This is a genomic window from Geomonas diazotrophica (assembly GCF_019063885.1).
In the GTDB taxonomy this organism is placed as follows: Bacteria; Desulfobacterota; Desulfuromonadia; order Geobacterales; family Geobacteraceae; genus Geomonas; species Geomonas diazotrophica.
Window position 1 is genome coordinate 3,637,265 of the sequence record NZ_CP077684.1, and the last position, 13,336, is coordinate 3,650,600.

A 13,336-nucleotide genomic window follows, 5' to 3' on the forward strand; every position below is an offset into this window, starting at 1 on the left:
CTCGATGGTTTTTTACTCGACCTGCCCGCGCCAGGCCCGGAACATCAGCTCCGCCCGGTGCCAGTCTTCCAGGGTGTCGATGTCCTGCACCTGGTGGCGCGGCAGAAGGACGGGGACCGCCTTTTCCGAAAAGATCTTCTCCTCGGCTATCCAGGCCTCGGCACGCCCCCAGTAGAACTGCCCGGCATCGTGGAAGGCCTCCTCGAGGTCCTGAGAACGGGTGGAAAACTGGGCGGGATCGAACATCCCGACGCGGCCGTTGCCGTCGATCCTGATGGCGCGCTGGATCGGAAAGGGGTAGCTGGTCACCGAGAAGGCGTAGGAGCAACCGGCCTCCCTGATCAGGTCGAGGCCGCGCTTCAGGTCCGCCGGCGTCACGAACGGGGCGGTGGCGTAGATGCAGCAGGCGTACTCGGGGCGATCCCCCTCCCCCGCCACAAACTCGACCGCGTGACGGATGACGGGAATGGTGCCGGTATGGTCGTCGGAAAGCTCCGCGGGACGCCGGAAAGGAACCTCCGCCCCGAACTTCTTGGCCACCTCCGCGATCTCGGCGTCGTCGGTGGAGACCAGGACTCGGCTGAAGCAGCCGCTTTCAAGCGCCGCCTCGATGGACCAGGCGATCATCGGCTTGCCGCAGAACTCCTTGATGTTCTTGCGGGGGATCCGCTTGCTGCCGCCCCGTGCCGGGATGATGGCTACGTTCACGACAGCGTCTCTTTGAGCGCCGCGACCACACGGTCCTGCTGCTCGTCGGTGAGGCTGGAGAACATCGGGAGGCTGATCGCCTCGGCGTAGTAGCGCTCGGACTCGGGGAAGTCGCCCGGCTTGAAGCCCAGGCGCCGGTAGTAGGGCTGGGTGTGCACCGGGATGTAGTGCAGGTTGACCAGGATCCCCCGGGCACGCAGCGCCTCGAACACCTCGCGGTGGCTCTTCGAGATCTCGTCCAGCTTGAGCCGGATCACGTAGAGGTGCAGACCCGAGTAGCTGTCGGCGTGCTGGTACGGGGTGACCACCGGGAGCTGCGCCAGGAGTTCGTCGTAGCGCGCCGCCAGGCGGTGCCGGGAGGCGACGAACTCGTCCAGGCGGGTCATCTGGGAAAGGCCCAGCGCGGCCTGCAGGTCGGTGATGCGGTAGTTGAAGCCGAGCTCGATCTGCTGGTAGTACCAGGGGCCGTCGCTCTCCCATTCCATGAAGGCGGGGTCGCGGGTGATGCCGTGGCTTCTCAGGCGGATCAGCCGGTCGTACAGGTCCTTGCGGTTGGTGAGCACCATGCCCCCTTCCGCCGTGGTGATGATCTTCACCGGGTGGAAGCTGAACACGGTCATGTCGGAGAAGCGGCAGCCGCCGATCGCCTCACCTTTATACTTGCCGCCGATGGCGTGGGAGGCGTCCTCGATGACGGAGAAGCCGTACTCGCGGGAGAGCTCGGCGATCCGGTCCATCTCGCAGGGCTGGCCGGAGAAGTGAACCGGGACCACCACCTTGGGGAGCTTCCCTTCCGCCTTGGCCTTTGCCAGCTTCTTTTCCAGCTCGGTTGCGGAGAGGTTGTAGGTCTTCGGGTCGATGTCCACAAAGTCGACACCGGCGCCGCAGTACAGGCCGCAGTTGGCCGAGGCGACGAAGGTGTTGGGGGTGGTCCAGAGGGTGTCCCCCTCGCCCAGTTCGGCGGCGAGGCAGGCGATGTGCAGCGCGGAAGTGGCGCTGTTCACGGCCACCGCGTACTTCGCGCCGCAATACTGCGCCACCGCCTGCTCGAAGGCTTCGATGGACGGCCCTTGCGTCAGCCAGTCGGAACGCAGGACGTCAACAACCGCCTGGATGTCGGCCTCGGAGATGGACTGCCGGCCGTAGGGGATCGGTGCCTGTTTCACGCCCTGCCTCCTAGTAGGTGAAGTTCGGGTCGACGTGTTCCTTGATCAGCTCGCGCAGTTCCTCGACGTTCAGCCACTCGCTGTTGGTGCCGGAGTTGTAGCAGAACCCGTCCTGGCAGAGCTTGCCGTTGAAGGCGGCCGCGAACTTGTCCACGTCCCAAAGCGGGATGGAGGGGAGGATGACGAAGTACTTCTCGAACTCGACCGTGGAGATGGCGTCGGTCATGGTGATCATTTCTTCGTGCAGCTTCTCGCCCGGGCGGATACCGACCACTTCGCGCTTGCAGTTCGGGGCGATCGCCTCGGCGATGTCGTTGATGCGGTAGCTCGGGATCTTCGGCACGAAGATCTCGCCGCCCCACATGTTCTCGAGCGCGTAGAGCACCAGCTTGACGCCGTCCTCGAGGGTGATGTTGAAGCGGGTCATGCGCTCGTCGGTGATGGGGAGGACGCCGGAGCTCCTCTTGTTCATGAAGAACGGGATCACCGAGCCGCGGCTCCCCATGACGTTGCCGTAGCGCACCACGGAGAACTTGATGTCGTGCTTCCCCTTGAAGTTGTTGGCGGCAACGAAGAGCTTGTCGGAGCAGAGCTTGGTGGCGCCGTAGAGGTTGATCGGCGCGGCGGCCTTGTCGGTGGAAAGGGCGACGACCTGCTTCACGCCGCGCTCGATGGCGGCTTCAATGACGTTCTGCGCGCCGTGGATGTTGGTCTTGATCGCCTCGAACGGGTTGTACTCGCAGGCCGGGACCTGTTTCAGCGCGGCGGCATGGATGACGATGTCGATCCCTTCCATCGCCTTGGAGAGGCGCTCGCGGTCACGAACGTCGCCGATGAAGTAGCGGATCTGCTTGTACTTGTCGTGGGAGAACTGCTGCGCCATCTCGAACTGCTTCAGTTCGTCACGAGAGTAGACCACCACCCGTTCGATCTCCGGGTACGCAGTGAGAATGGTTTCCACGAATTTCTTGCCAAACGACCCGGTGCCACCGGTGACCAGAATGCTGCGATTTTTTAACACGTTCGTCCCTCGCTTGATAATTTCGATAAATATCTTTTCAGGTGCTGCGGCAACCGCTCCGCCCCCGTTTACCTTCACATTCCCAACCGCCCAGGCGGGCTCCGGGCAAAACAACGCACAACATAGCAGAAACGCCACAAAAAAGCGAGCAAGGACAGCGTCTGCGGCCATCCTTGCCCTAATTAACCTCTTTGCCTATTTCTCCCTCCTCCCTTGCGGGGGAGGGGGTGGGGCAGTTCTACCCGACTGACGGCGCCAGCAGGCGCAGCACGGCCGAGAGCACCGCCTCGACCTTTATGCTGTCACGACACTTGGCGTCCTTGTCGCAGTGGTCCCTCAGGCATCCCGCACAGTGCATAGGCGATTGCAGGGCGACATGGGCGTCGCCGCGCGGCGCGCTCCTCTTGGCGAGGGTGCCGCGGTAGAAGGAGACCGTCGGTGTCCCCAGGGCGGCGGCCATCTGCACCAGCCCGGCGTCACCCCCGACCACCAGGTCCACCTTCTTCAGGAGGGCGACCAGCCCCTTCAGGGAAAGGCGGTCCAGGACCCGGCACCCCGGCCCGACGGCGGCAGCTATCGAGCAGGCCACCTCGCGCTCGGCGTCGGTGCTGCAGGGGAGCAGGATGGATGCGTCGTGAAAGCGATCCAGCACCTCCCGGCCCAGTTCGGTCCACCCCTTTTCACTCCAGGCCCCGGTCGGCTGGGCGGTGCCGTGGTGAAACAGGAAAACCAGCCCGTCCGCCAGCGTGGCGAGGAGCGCCTCGGCGTTGGCTTCGTCCTCCGGCGAACTCTCGAGGTGGCTCACCAGGTCCATGGAGCGGAAGTCCTTGGCCAGAGGGATGCTGACCATGCGCAGGGCACGGTCGACGTTGTGGAACTCCTGCCTGCGCACCGGAATCAGGCGGGTGTTGCACATCGTGTTGAGGGGTTCCTTGACCTCTTCGCGCTCGAAACCGAGCCGGTCGGCACAACCGGAAAACCGGGAGATCACCCCGCTCACCTGGTCTCCCTGGAGGTCGAACACCAGGTCGTAGGCCCGCTCGCAGAGGGTCTTCTGCAGGGCGGAAATCCCGCGCCAGGTCTTGACGGCAAAGCGGTGCCTGCGCCACCGGGCGGCCGGCACCGGGTGCAGTTGGCTTACCAGCGGGTGTCCCGCCAGCAGCTCCTGCAGGCTCTCCTCGATCACCCAATCGACCTCGATGCCGGGCGCCGCCTGGTGCAGGTAGTCGAGCACCGGCAGGGTCTGGATCACGTCGCCAAGGGATGATGGTTTGATGATCAGTACGCGCATCTAGTTTTCACTCGCAGCATTTTTTTCGCTTTCTAGCCCCTCTCCCCACTGGGAGAGGGTGGCCGAAGGCCGGGTGAGGGCGACGGCAGGATCAAGATCTTGCCACTTGCAGCGCCCTCACCCCTACCCTCTCCCGGGGGGAGAGGGGGAGGGTGACGATGTCAGCAGCTTGGACAGGGCATCCTCAAGGGGATGCGAGTCCCGGAACTCCAGTTCGAGCACCACTGCAAAGCAGCCCGGGAGCTTTTCCGCATGGGGGAGCAGTTTCACGGCATCCTTCTGGGTGGTGAGAAGCACCGTGGAGCGCGAGGCGGTCTTCAGCCGGACTATGGCGGCGATCTCGGGCTCGCCGTAGCTCACGTGGTCAGGGAAGGAGAGCGTGGTCACCGGCCTTACCCCGACCGCTTCCAAGCCGTCGAAGAAGGCACCCGGGTTGGCGATGCCAGAGAAGGCCATGACGCGCGGCCCCTGTGCCGATTCGAATCCGGTGGCGGGCCCGCCGCCGAGCGGGACTATGCCAGAAAGGCGATGCTTTGTCCAGCAGGTCGGCTTGCCGGGAACAGGGGCGCCCCCCCCCTTTCCTTCCGGCGTCCTGGTGCATACCACCACGTCGGCGCGCCCGGCCGCAGCAGGCGCCTCGCGCAGGAAGCCTCCCGGCAGGGTGAGGCCGTTGTCGAACGGCTTCTCCGCGTCCAGCAGCAGGAGGTTCAGGTCCCTCTTCAGCTTCAGGTGCTGGTAGCCGTCGTCCAGGATGAAGATGTCCGGGTTGAGAAGCTCCAAGGCATGGAGCCCGGCCCGGTAGCGGTTGGAACCGATCACCACCATGAGGCCCGGCAGCATCCTGGCCAGCTGGCACGGCTCGTCCCCCGCCTCCTCGGGCGAGAGCAGGAGGTTCTCGCCGTCGGAAACGATGCGGATCTCCCCCTCGGCGCTCCCGCCGTAGCCGCGGGAAAGCACACAGACCCTCTTGCCTTGACTCATCAGACGCCCCGCCACCCACGCGACCATCGGGGTCTTGCCGGTGCCGCCCAACACCAGGTTGCCGACCGAAATCACCGGGCGCGGCAGCCGGTGCGAGGGAATGAGCCCGAGCCGGTACCCGAGCGCCCTCAGTCGCAGCACCGCCGCGTACGGGCGTGAGGCGAGACGCAGCAGGGCGAGCAAGGCCCGGTCTCCCCGGCCGGAGCGTTTCCCCGACATCAGCTCGCGATAGTAGTTCTCCAGGTCAGCCACGTTGTCCTCCTCGTTCCAGCAGGGAGGCCATCACGTCAAGGTGCCGCCCGGTGGCGCCCGCGCTCTCCAGGAGGATGCCGGCGCCCCGGCGCCCCAGCTCTTCCCGAAGGGAGGCATCGGCGGCGAGACGCATGACCTCTGACTTGAGCGCCGCCACGTCGGGGGGCTGCACCTCGGCGCCGCAATGCTTCACGAAGAGCGCCGCGATCTCGCGGAAGTTTTCCATGTGCGGCCCGAACAGCACCGGCACCTGGCATGCGGCCGGCTCAAGCGGGTTGTGCCCGCCGGTTGGGACCAGGCTCCCCCCGACGAAGACGAGGTCGGAGGCGCGGTAGAGTCCGGCTAGCTCGCCCACCGTGTCCAGCAGCAGGATCCCCCCCGCCGGAAGCGGACCGGAGCCGTCCAGGGCGGAGCGGGACTGGAAGGGGAAGCCCTCCTTCTTGATCAGCTCGGCGACCCCGGGAGCGCGCTCGGGATGGCGCGGCGCCAGGATCAGGAAGCTCTGCGGATCGCGCGCCAGCAGGTCGCGGTAAGCCGAGAGGACCTGTGCCTCCTCCCCCTCGTGCGTGCTTGCCGCGGCGAAGACGAAGCAGTCCGTGGGTATTTGGTATTTCTCCTTGATCCGGGCCACCTGCTGGGCCGGCGCCTTGACCACCGGAATGTCGTACTTCAGGTTCCCACCGACGTGCACCGCGGCGGGCGGAGCGCCTATCGCGCGGATGCGCTCGGCGTCCACCGCAGTCTGCATGCAAAGGGCCGAGAGGCGCTGCAACACCGGCCGGAAAAACCAGGACAGGCGCAGGTACCGACCGAAGGAGCGGTCGGAGATGCGGCCGTTGGCTAAAAGCACCGGGATACCCAGCTCCCGCGCGACGGCGATGAAGTTGGGCCAGATCTCGGTCTCCATGATGACCACGAGCTCCGGGCGGATCTGTTCCAGCACCGAACGGACGGCGAAGGGGTAGTCGAAGGGGAAGTAGATGCAGAGGTCGGCGGCCTTGCTCTTCTGGGCGACGCTGCGGCCGGTCTCTGTGACGTTGGAGACGACGATCTTCTTGCCGGGGAAGCGCTGGCGGATCCCCTTCAGGAGCGGCAGCGCGGCGTTGGTCTCGCCGACGGAGACGGCGTGCACCAGGATGGTCCCTCCCCCGTTGCCGATCAGGTCGAGTTCCTCGGAGGGGATGCGGCCGAAGCGTTCCAGGAAGGCGGTACGGCGCCCGCGGGAGAGAGAGCGGTAGGCGTGGAAGGGAACCAGGAGCGGCAGGATGAGCCACAAAAGCAGGTTGTAGATGATGTTGATCATGTAAGGACTTTCGTAGGGGCGAATAACCATTCGCCCGCCTTTGGCTCGCCTGATTGCTCCTGCGCGGTTACCGTGGTCGGTGCACCGGTGGGCAGGGCAAATGATTATTTGCCCCTACGGTGCGGGGCTGGCGGCGGGCTGCGGCGCGTTCTTCCAGCGCTTGTGCACCCAGTACCACTGTTCGGGGTGCCGGACCACGTACTCTTCGATGTAGCGGTTCAACCCGCAGGCATCCTCGAAAGCTGCCACCTCCGGATCCTCCGCAGCGGAGAGCCGGTACTCGGGATGTATGGTGATGACGCTCTTGTCCCCCTCGCGGTGGATGAAGGCGGGGACCAACGGTGCACCGCTCTTCCTGGCGATCAGGGAGGGCATGCGCATGGTCCAGGCCGGACGCCCCAGGAAATCGGCGAGGATCCCCCACTCGGACTGTACCGCCTGGTCGATCAATAGCCCCACCACCTCCCGCTTCTTGAGCGCGGAGAACATCGCCCGGAGCGCGCCGTCCTTGTAGATGAGCCCGTTGCCGTAGCTCTTGCGGATGCGCTCGACCATCCGGTTCAGGTGGGGGTTGTCCTGGCGCCTGGCAACCACGGAGAGCTCATGCTTGTGCACCCCGAAGGCGAGCGCCAGAAGCTCCCAGTTGCCGCTGTGGGCCGTGATGAAGATGAGTCCCTTCCCCTTGGCGAAGGCGGCGTCGAAGTGCTCCAGCCCGCGGAACTCGACGTTGTCGATCAGTTCCTGCCCACGCCCCCGGTAGATCTTGCAGACCTCGACGATGCAGCAGCCCAGGTTCTCGAAGACGCCCCGGGCCACTTCCTTGGCGGTCCCCCCCTGCCACCCCGGCTGGCGCTCCAGGAAGGGGAGGCTCGCTTCCAGGTTGGCGATGGCGATGCGGCGCCTCCTCCCCAGGAAAAGGAATGCGGTCCGCCCCAGCAACCGTCCGGCCGACAGGGCGACGCTGTTGGGGAACAGCGCGATCGTGGAGGAGACCACCACGAAGAATGCCATCTCAAGATACCAGCGCACCTGTTTCAGCATGCCCCGCTCCCCCGTTTACGCCCTGAACTGCATGCCGTGCAGGCGGCTGTAGATCCCATCCGCCTTGAGCAGGTCGTCGTGGCTCCCCATCTCGGCAACCGCCCCCTTCTCAAGCACCACGATGCGATCGGCATGGGTGATGGTGGAGAGACGATGGGCGATGACGAAGGTGGTGCGGTTCTGCATCAGGTTGTTGAGCGCCTTCTGCACCATCTGCTCGCTCTCGGTATCGAGCGCGCTGGTCGCCTCGTCCAGGATGAGGATCGGGGCGTCCTTGAGTATCGCGCGGGCGATGCAGAGCCTCTGGCGCTGGCCGCCGGAAAGACGCACGCCGCGGTCCCCGATGTTGGTCAGGTACCCCTCCGGGAGATCCTGGATGAAGTCGTGGGCGAAGGCGGCGCGGGCCGCGGCCTCGACCTCCGCATCGGTCGCGGTCATCCTCCCGTAGCGGATGTTGTTGGCGATGGTGTCGTTGAAGAGGATGGTCTCCTGGTCGACCAGCGCGATCTGCTCCAGGAGGCTCTTCATGGTCCGCTCGCGGATGTCCACGCCGTCCATGAGTACCTGGCCGCTGGTCGGGTCGTAGAAGCGGGTGATGAGTGAGACCAGCGTGGTCTTGCCGCCGCCGGAGGGGCCGACCAGGGCGATCACCTCGCCTCGTTTCGCCGTGAGGTTCACCCCCTGCAGCACGTAGTCGTCCTCGTACTTGAAGCGCACATCGCGGAACTCCACCTCGCCGCGCGCCTTGCCCAGGTCGCGCGATCCCGGGGCGTCGACGATCTCCGGTTTCTCGTCCATGACCTCGAAGACCCGCTCGGCGGCCCCCATGGAGCGCTGCAGGTTGTTGAAGGCGGCCAGAAGCCTCTTGATCGGGTTGAACACCAGCACCATCGCGGTGATGAAGGAGAAGAACTCCGAGGCACTCTTCGTGCCGTGCATGACGTTGGAGCCGCCGACCCAGATAACCGCTGCGATGCCGAAGGAGGTGATGAACTCCATGATCGGGGTGGAGAGCCCCTCGTACTTGATGTTCTTCCGGGTGAAGTGGTAGAAGTCGCGGTTGCGCGCCCGGAAGCGCTCGATCTCGCGACCCTCCAAACCGAAGGCCTTGACCACCTTGATGCCGGAGTAGGTCTCCTGGAGGATGCTGGCGAGATCCCCCATCTTTTCCTGCCCCTGCCGCGCCACGCGCTTGATCCTCTTGCCGATCTTCCTGGCCGGGACCACGGTGAGCGGGATCACCACGAAAGAGATCAGCGCGAGCTGCCAGTCACGGTAGAAGATGACCCCCAAAAGGGCGATGGCGGAGAGGCCGTCGCGGAACAGGCCGGTGATGACCTGCCCCACCCCCTCCTGCATCATGCTCACGTCGGAGAGGACGCGCGACATCAGCGTCCCGGTCTCGTGACGGTGGAAGTAGCCGATGCTGAGCCTCATGTTCTTTTCGTACAGGTCGTTGCGCACGTCCTGTACCGCGAGCTGTCCGGCGCTACGGATGAAGTAGTCGTTGGTGTAACGGCACAGTCCGCGCAGGGCGTAGAGTAAGACGATCCCCGCCGGGAGCAGGACGAAGATCGCCGTCTCCTTGCCGGAGAAGATCCTTCTCAGGACCGGTTCCACCAGGTACGCCATGGCGCCGTCCATGCCGCCCACGCCGACCGAGCCGAGCGCGGCCAGCGCGATGCGCCACCCGTAGGGGCGGCTGTAACTTAACAGGCGTTGAAACACGTTGGGTCTTACGGGTACTGCACTGCTCATTTCATCATCTCCAAGGCGAGTCGGGCCACCCGGCCCAGGGCCCCGCCGTTACCAAGCTTCACTCTCATCGCCGCGAAATCCTCGCGCATCTGCGCCGCATACCCCGGCCGGTTCAGCAGGGCGTCGATCTCGTCGGCGATCGGCACCGGCTCGGCCTCGTGCTGGAGCAGTTCCTGGACCATGCGCTTTTCAGCGACGATGTTGCTGATGCCGATGTGCGGCACGTTGATCACCCGCTTCCCGATCTCGTAGGTAAGGGTGGACATCTTGTAGATGATCACGTGGGGGACTCCCACCAGGGCGAGCTCCATGACCACGGTACCCGATGCGGCGATGACCGCGTCGCAGCCGCTCATCACGTCGTGGTTTCTCCCGGAGACCACCTTTACCTCGAGCCGCGAACCGGCGAGGTACGGTGCCAGGTCCTCGTCCTTTAGGGACGTCGCGCGCGGCAGCACGAACTGCAGGTCCGGCATGCGCTCCTTGAGGATCCGCGCCGACTCCAGGATGATGGGGAGGAGCTTCTGGATCTCGGAGCGGCGGCTCCCCGGGAAGAGGCCGATGCAGCGCCGCTCGGGGTCGAGCCCGAGCGAGGCGAGCGCCTCGTCCCGCTTCATGGTCGGCTTGACCAGGTCGAGCAGGGGATGCCCCACGAAGGTGACCGGCACGCCGGCCTTCTGGTAGAAGGGAACCTCGAACGGGAAGAGCACCGCCATCATGTCCACGACGCGTCCGATGCCGTGCACGCGGTGGCTTCTCCAGGCCCAGACCTGCGGCGAGATGAAGTAGAGCACCTTGACGCCGGCCTTCTTGGCCACCTTGGCGAGCCGAAGGTTGAAGTCGGGGTAGTCGATCAGGATCAAAAGGTCGGGGGGATCGTTGTGGATCTTTCTCTTGAGGGTGGTGAAGCCGCTCACGATGGTGGGGAGGTGCGCCACCACCTCGACCAGTCCCATCACGGCCATCACGTTGGCGTCGACCAGCGTCTCGACCCCGGCCTCGCGCATGCAGTTCCCGCCCATGCCGAAGAAGCGGGTCCCGGGGGCAAGCGCGCGGATGGCGGTCGCGATCTGCGCGCCGTACATCTCGCCGGACGCCTCACCGGCGACGATCATCACTGACTGTTTCTTCTCTTGCAAAAGAACCTCTTAAAGACAGATAAAGATTAAGATCAAGACTAAGAAGGCCTCTCTCAATCTTAATCTTTGTCTCAATCTGCCCTCTTAAAGACAGGTAAAGATAAAGATTAAGACTAAGAGAGTGTAACTTAATCTTAATCTAAGTCTTAATCTTCCTTTTGATCTGCCTTCGTTGCTACCTGGCGACGCCGCGCTTCGAGCTCTCGATGAACTCGATGAAGTGGTCCACTTCGGGGCACCTGGGAACGTCGCTCTTCATCTTCTCTACCGCCTCGGCAAGCTTCAGCCCCGACATGGAGAGGAGCTTGTACGCTTTCTTAAGGCTCGAGATGGTCTCGTCGGAAAAGCCGCGCCGCTTAAGCCCGATCAGGTTCAGACCGCGCAGACGGCTTTCGGAGCGGTCACCGGTGATGATGGTGTAGGGAGGAACGTCCATCGGAACCGAGGTCATCCCCCCCACCATCACGTGCGCGCCGATGCGCATGAACTGGAGCACGGCACAAAGCCCCCCCAGGATCGCGTAATCCTCGACGGTGACGTGGCCAGCCAGGGTGGCGGAGTTGGCCATGATCACGTTGTTGCCGATGTGGCAGTCGTGTGCGACGTGCGAGTAGGCCATGAAGAGGTTGCTGTCCCCGACGGTGGTCTCCCCGTCGCCGGTGACGGTGCCGAGGTGCAGGCTGGCGAACTCGCGGATGGTGTTGCCGTTGCCGATCTTGAGCCAGGTCTTCTCGCCGCGGTACTTGAGGTCCTGCGGAATGGCGCCGACCGAGGCCATGTGGAAGATGGTGTTGGCCTCACCGATCTCGGTCCAACCGTCGATGACAGCGTGCGGACCGATCTTGGTCCCCTTGCCGATGCTGACGTTTTCGCCGATCACTGCGTACGGGCCGATCTCGACCCCCTCGGCGATCTTGGCGCCGGGGTGGACTATTGCGGTGCTGTGGATCATAACGTTCTCCGTGTACTACTTGTCGCCCAGCGTTGCCTTCAGTTCCGCCTCGGTCATCAGGGTCTCGCCGACGTAGGCCTTGGCGGCGCAGCTCCAGATGCCGCGCTTACTGAAAAGGGTCTCCACCTCGATCCTCAGGGTGTCGCCCGGCTTCACCGGCTTTCTGAAGCGTGCGTTGTCGATGGCCATGAAGTAGCTCACCTTCTCCTTGGCGTCATCGCCCATGGCGGTGTAGGCGAGGATGGCGGCGGACTGCGCCATGGCCTCGATGATGAGGACCCCCGGCATGACCGGGAAGCCCGGGAAGTGCCCCTGGAAGAAGGGCTCGTTCATGGTGACGTTCTTGATTGCGACCACCCGCTTGCCCGGCTCGAGTTCGAGGACCTTATCGATCAGGAGGAACGGGTAACGGTGGGGCAGGATTTCCATAATCTGGACTATGTCGAGCATGCTGATTTCTCTCCTCGCATCGGCGTTTTGCCGGTCAGGCTTGAGCCGAAGTAATTGCATTTCAGTCGTTATGACTCTTCCCCCTTGCGGGGGAAGTTGGGAGGGGGAAGCGCGAAGCCCCCTCCCTACCCCTCCGGGGGAGGGACTAGAACCTTGTGAACGGTTACTCGCCTTTTTGCGCGAGCTTCTCTTCCAACTCGGCCACCCGCTTCTCCAGTGCAGAGAGGGTCTTCCTGAACTCGGGGAGCTTGGGAACCAGGGTGGAGGACTTGAGCCACTCCCGGTGCGGCATGACCGGGGTCCCGGAAAGGACCTGGTTCGGCTCCACGTTGCCCGGCACGCCGGATTGGGCGCCGATCATCACGTTGTCGCCGATCTTGATGTGGCCGGCGACCCCCACCTGCCCCCCCAGGATGACGTGCTTGCCGAGTTGGCTGCTGCCGGAGATCCCCACCTGGGACACGATCATGCAGTCCTCGCCGATCACGCAGTTGTGCCCGATCTGGACCAGGTTGTCGATCTTGGTGCCGCGCTTGATGCGGGTCACTTCCAGCGCCGCGCGATCGATGACCGTGTTGGAGCCGATCTCGACGTCGTCCTCGATTACCACGATGCCGATCTGCGGGATCTTGTACCACGAGCTGCCGTCGGGCGCGTAGCCGAAGCCGTCCGAGCCGATCACCGTGCCGTCATGGATGGTGACCCGGTTGCCGACCCGGCAGCGCTCGCGGATGCTGACGTTGGCGTACAGCGTCACGTCGTCACCCACGCTGGAGCCGGGGTAGAGGACAACGCCCGGGTAAAGGGTGACGCGGTCACCGACGGTCACGCCGGGGCCGACGCTTGCGCCGGGATAGATGGTGACATCAGCCCCGATCTTGGCGCCCGGAGCCACGAAGGCGCCGGGGAGCACGCCCAGCCGCGGGGGCGGTGCCGTGTAGAACAGGGTCAGCAGTTTCGCGAAGGCCAGGTACGGGTTGACATGGAAGATGGCATTCTTGCCGTGGGTGTTGCCTCCGACCCCCATCAGCACCGCCGAAGCGTTGGTGGTGGCGACCTTGCCGGCGTACTTCGGGTTGGCGAGGAAGGTGAGCTGCCCCTCCCCTGCGTCATCCAGGGTGGCCAGTCCGCCGATCAGGATCTCGCCGTCCCCGGCAACGGTGCCACCGAGGTACTCTGCTATCTCACGAAGGGTCTTTTTCATGTAAACATCCTTGAAACCGTTCTAAGTTCTAAGTTCTACGTTCTACGTTAAAAACGACAAGTCCCCCTTC

The 13,336-nt window shown here is 64.3% G+C and carries 12 protein-coding genes; all 12 read right to left on the bottom strand.

From position 1 onward, the window contains the following. Positions 1 to 12: 12 nt before the first annotated feature. On the bottom strand, positions 13 to 708 hold the full coding sequence (pseF, locus tag KP003_RS15890) for a pseudaminic acid cytidylyltransferase (RefSeq protein WP_216499969.1): 696 nt from the start codon (positions 706 to 708) through the stop codon (positions 13 to 15). Beyond that, entirely contained in the window at positions 705 to 1,874 is a 1,170-nt protein-coding gene (gene pseC / locus KP003_RS15895; protein ID WP_216499968.1) for a UDP-4-amino-4,6-dideoxy-N-acetyl-beta-L-altrosamine transaminase, read from the bottom strand. The genes pseF and pseC overlap by 4 nt, the downstream gene beginning before the upstream one ends. Before the next feature lie 10 nt (positions 1,875 to 1,884). Next, positions 1,885 to 2,895: a UDP-N-acetylglucosamine 4,6-dehydratase (inverting) gene (gene pseB, locus KP003_RS15900; RefSeq protein WP_216499967.1), complete on the bottom strand. Its 1,011-nt coding sequence runs from the start codon at positions 2,893 to 2,895 to the stop codon at positions 1,885 to 1,887. Between the two features lie 238 nt (positions 2,896 to 3,133). Further along, complete coding sequence (gene waaC, locus KP003_RS15905; protein WP_216499966.1) at positions 3,134 to 4,186, bottom strand: lipopolysaccharide heptosyltransferase I; 1,053 nt, start codon at positions 4,184 to 4,186, stop codon at positions 3,134 to 3,136. Between the two features lie 123 nt (positions 4,187 to 4,309). Continuing rightward, positions 4,310 to 5,386 (bottom strand): tetraacyldisaccharide 4'-kinase, encoded by a 1,077-nt coding sequence (gene lpxK, locus KP003_RS15910; RefSeq protein ID WP_217300714.1) that lies wholly within the window; start codon positions 5,384 to 5,386, stop codon positions 4,310 to 4,312. Positions 5,387 to 5,411: 25 nt separating this feature from the next. Continuing rightward, positions 5,412 to 6,752 (bottom strand): 3-deoxy-D-manno-octulosonic acid transferase, encoded by a 1,341-nt coding sequence (locus tag KP003_RS15915; protein ID WP_496198501.1) that lies wholly within the window; start codon positions 6,750 to 6,752, stop codon positions 5,412 to 5,414. An 84-nt stretch (positions 6,753 to 6,836) separates the two neighbouring features. Then, positions 6,837 to 7,763 carry a lysophospholipid acyltransferase family protein gene (locus KP003_RS15920; RefSeq protein ID WP_217299885.1) on the bottom strand — a complete coding sequence of 309 codons (927 nt, stop codon included), beginning with the start codon at positions 7,761 to 7,763 and terminating at the stop codon, positions 6,837 to 6,839. Positions 7,764 to 7,778: 15 nt separating this feature from the next. Next, the gene (gene msbA / locus KP003_RS15925) at positions 7,779 to 9,521 is read right to left on the bottom strand and encodes a lipid A export permease/ATP-binding protein MsbA (RefSeq protein ID WP_216499963.1); all 1,743 of its coding nucleotides are present in this window, start codon (positions 9,519 to 9,521) and stop codon (positions 7,779 to 7,781) included. Then, positions 9,518 to 10,636 carry a lipid-A-disaccharide synthase gene (gene lpxB / locus KP003_RS15930; protein WP_216500064.1) on the bottom strand — a complete coding sequence of 373 codons (1,119 nt, stop codon included), beginning with the start codon at positions 10,634 to 10,636 and terminating at the stop codon, positions 9,518 to 9,520. The genes msbA and lpxB overlap by 4 nt, the downstream gene beginning before the upstream one ends. A 199-nt stretch (positions 10,637 to 10,835) precedes the next feature. Continuing rightward, positions 10,836 to 11,612, bottom strand: a complete 777-nt coding sequence (lpxA, locus tag KP003_RS15935; RefSeq protein WP_216499962.1) for an acyl-ACP--UDP-N-acetylglucosamine O-acyltransferase — start codon at positions 11,610 to 11,612, stop codon at positions 10,836 to 10,838. Positions 11,613 to 11,627: 15 nt separating this feature from the next. Beyond that, positions 11,628 to 12,062, bottom strand: coding sequence for a 3-hydroxyacyl-ACP dehydratase FabZ (fabZ, locus tag KP003_RS15940; protein ID WP_216499961.1), 435 nt, complete (start codon positions 12,060 to 12,062; stop codon positions 11,628 to 11,630). A 163-nt stretch (positions 12,063 to 12,225) separates the two neighbouring features. Beyond that, positions 12,226 to 13,266 (bottom strand): UDP-3-O-(3-hydroxymyristoyl)glucosamine N-acyltransferase, encoded by a 1,041-nt coding sequence (lpxD, locus tag KP003_RS15945; RefSeq protein WP_216499960.1) that lies wholly within the window; start codon positions 13,264 to 13,266, stop codon positions 12,226 to 12,228. Positions 13,267 to 13,336: the final 70 nt, after the last annotated feature.

Bases quoted from the DNA above. Each gene is read 5' to 3' on its own strand.
- waaC (WP_216499966.1), bottom strand. From the start codon at position 4,186: ATGCGCGTACTGATCATCAAACCATCATCCCTTGGCGACGTGATCCAG.
- lpxK (WP_217300714.1), bottom strand. From the start codon at position 5,386: ATGTCGGGGAAACGCTCCGGCCGGGGAGACCGGGCCTTGCTCGCCCTG.
- KP003_RS15915 (WP_496198501.1), bottom strand. From the start codon at position 6,752: ATGGTTATTCGCCCCTACGAAAGTCCTTACATGATCAACATCATCTAC.
- KP003_RS15920 (WP_217299885.1), bottom strand. From the start codon at position 7,763: ATGCTGAAACAGGTGCGCTGGTATCTTGAGATGGCATTCTTCGTGGTG.
- msbA (WP_216499963.1), bottom strand. From the start codon at position 9,521: ATGAGCAGTGCAGTACCCGTAAGACCCAACGTGTTTCAACGCCTGTTA.
- lpxB (WP_216500064.1), bottom strand. From the start codon at position 10,636: ATGATCGTCGCCGGTGAGGCGTCCGGCGAGATGTACGGCGCGCAGATC.
- lpxA (WP_216499962.1), bottom strand. From the start codon at position 11,612: ATGATCCACAGCACCGCAATAGTCCACCCCGGCGCCAAGATCGCCGAG.
- fabZ (WP_216499961.1), bottom strand. From the start codon at position 12,062: ATGCTCGACATAGTCCAGATTATGGAAATCCTGCCCCACCGTTACCCG.
- lpxD (WP_216499960.1), bottom strand. From the start codon at position 13,266: ATGAAAAAGACCCTTCGTGAGATAGCAGAGTACCTCGGTGGCACCGTT.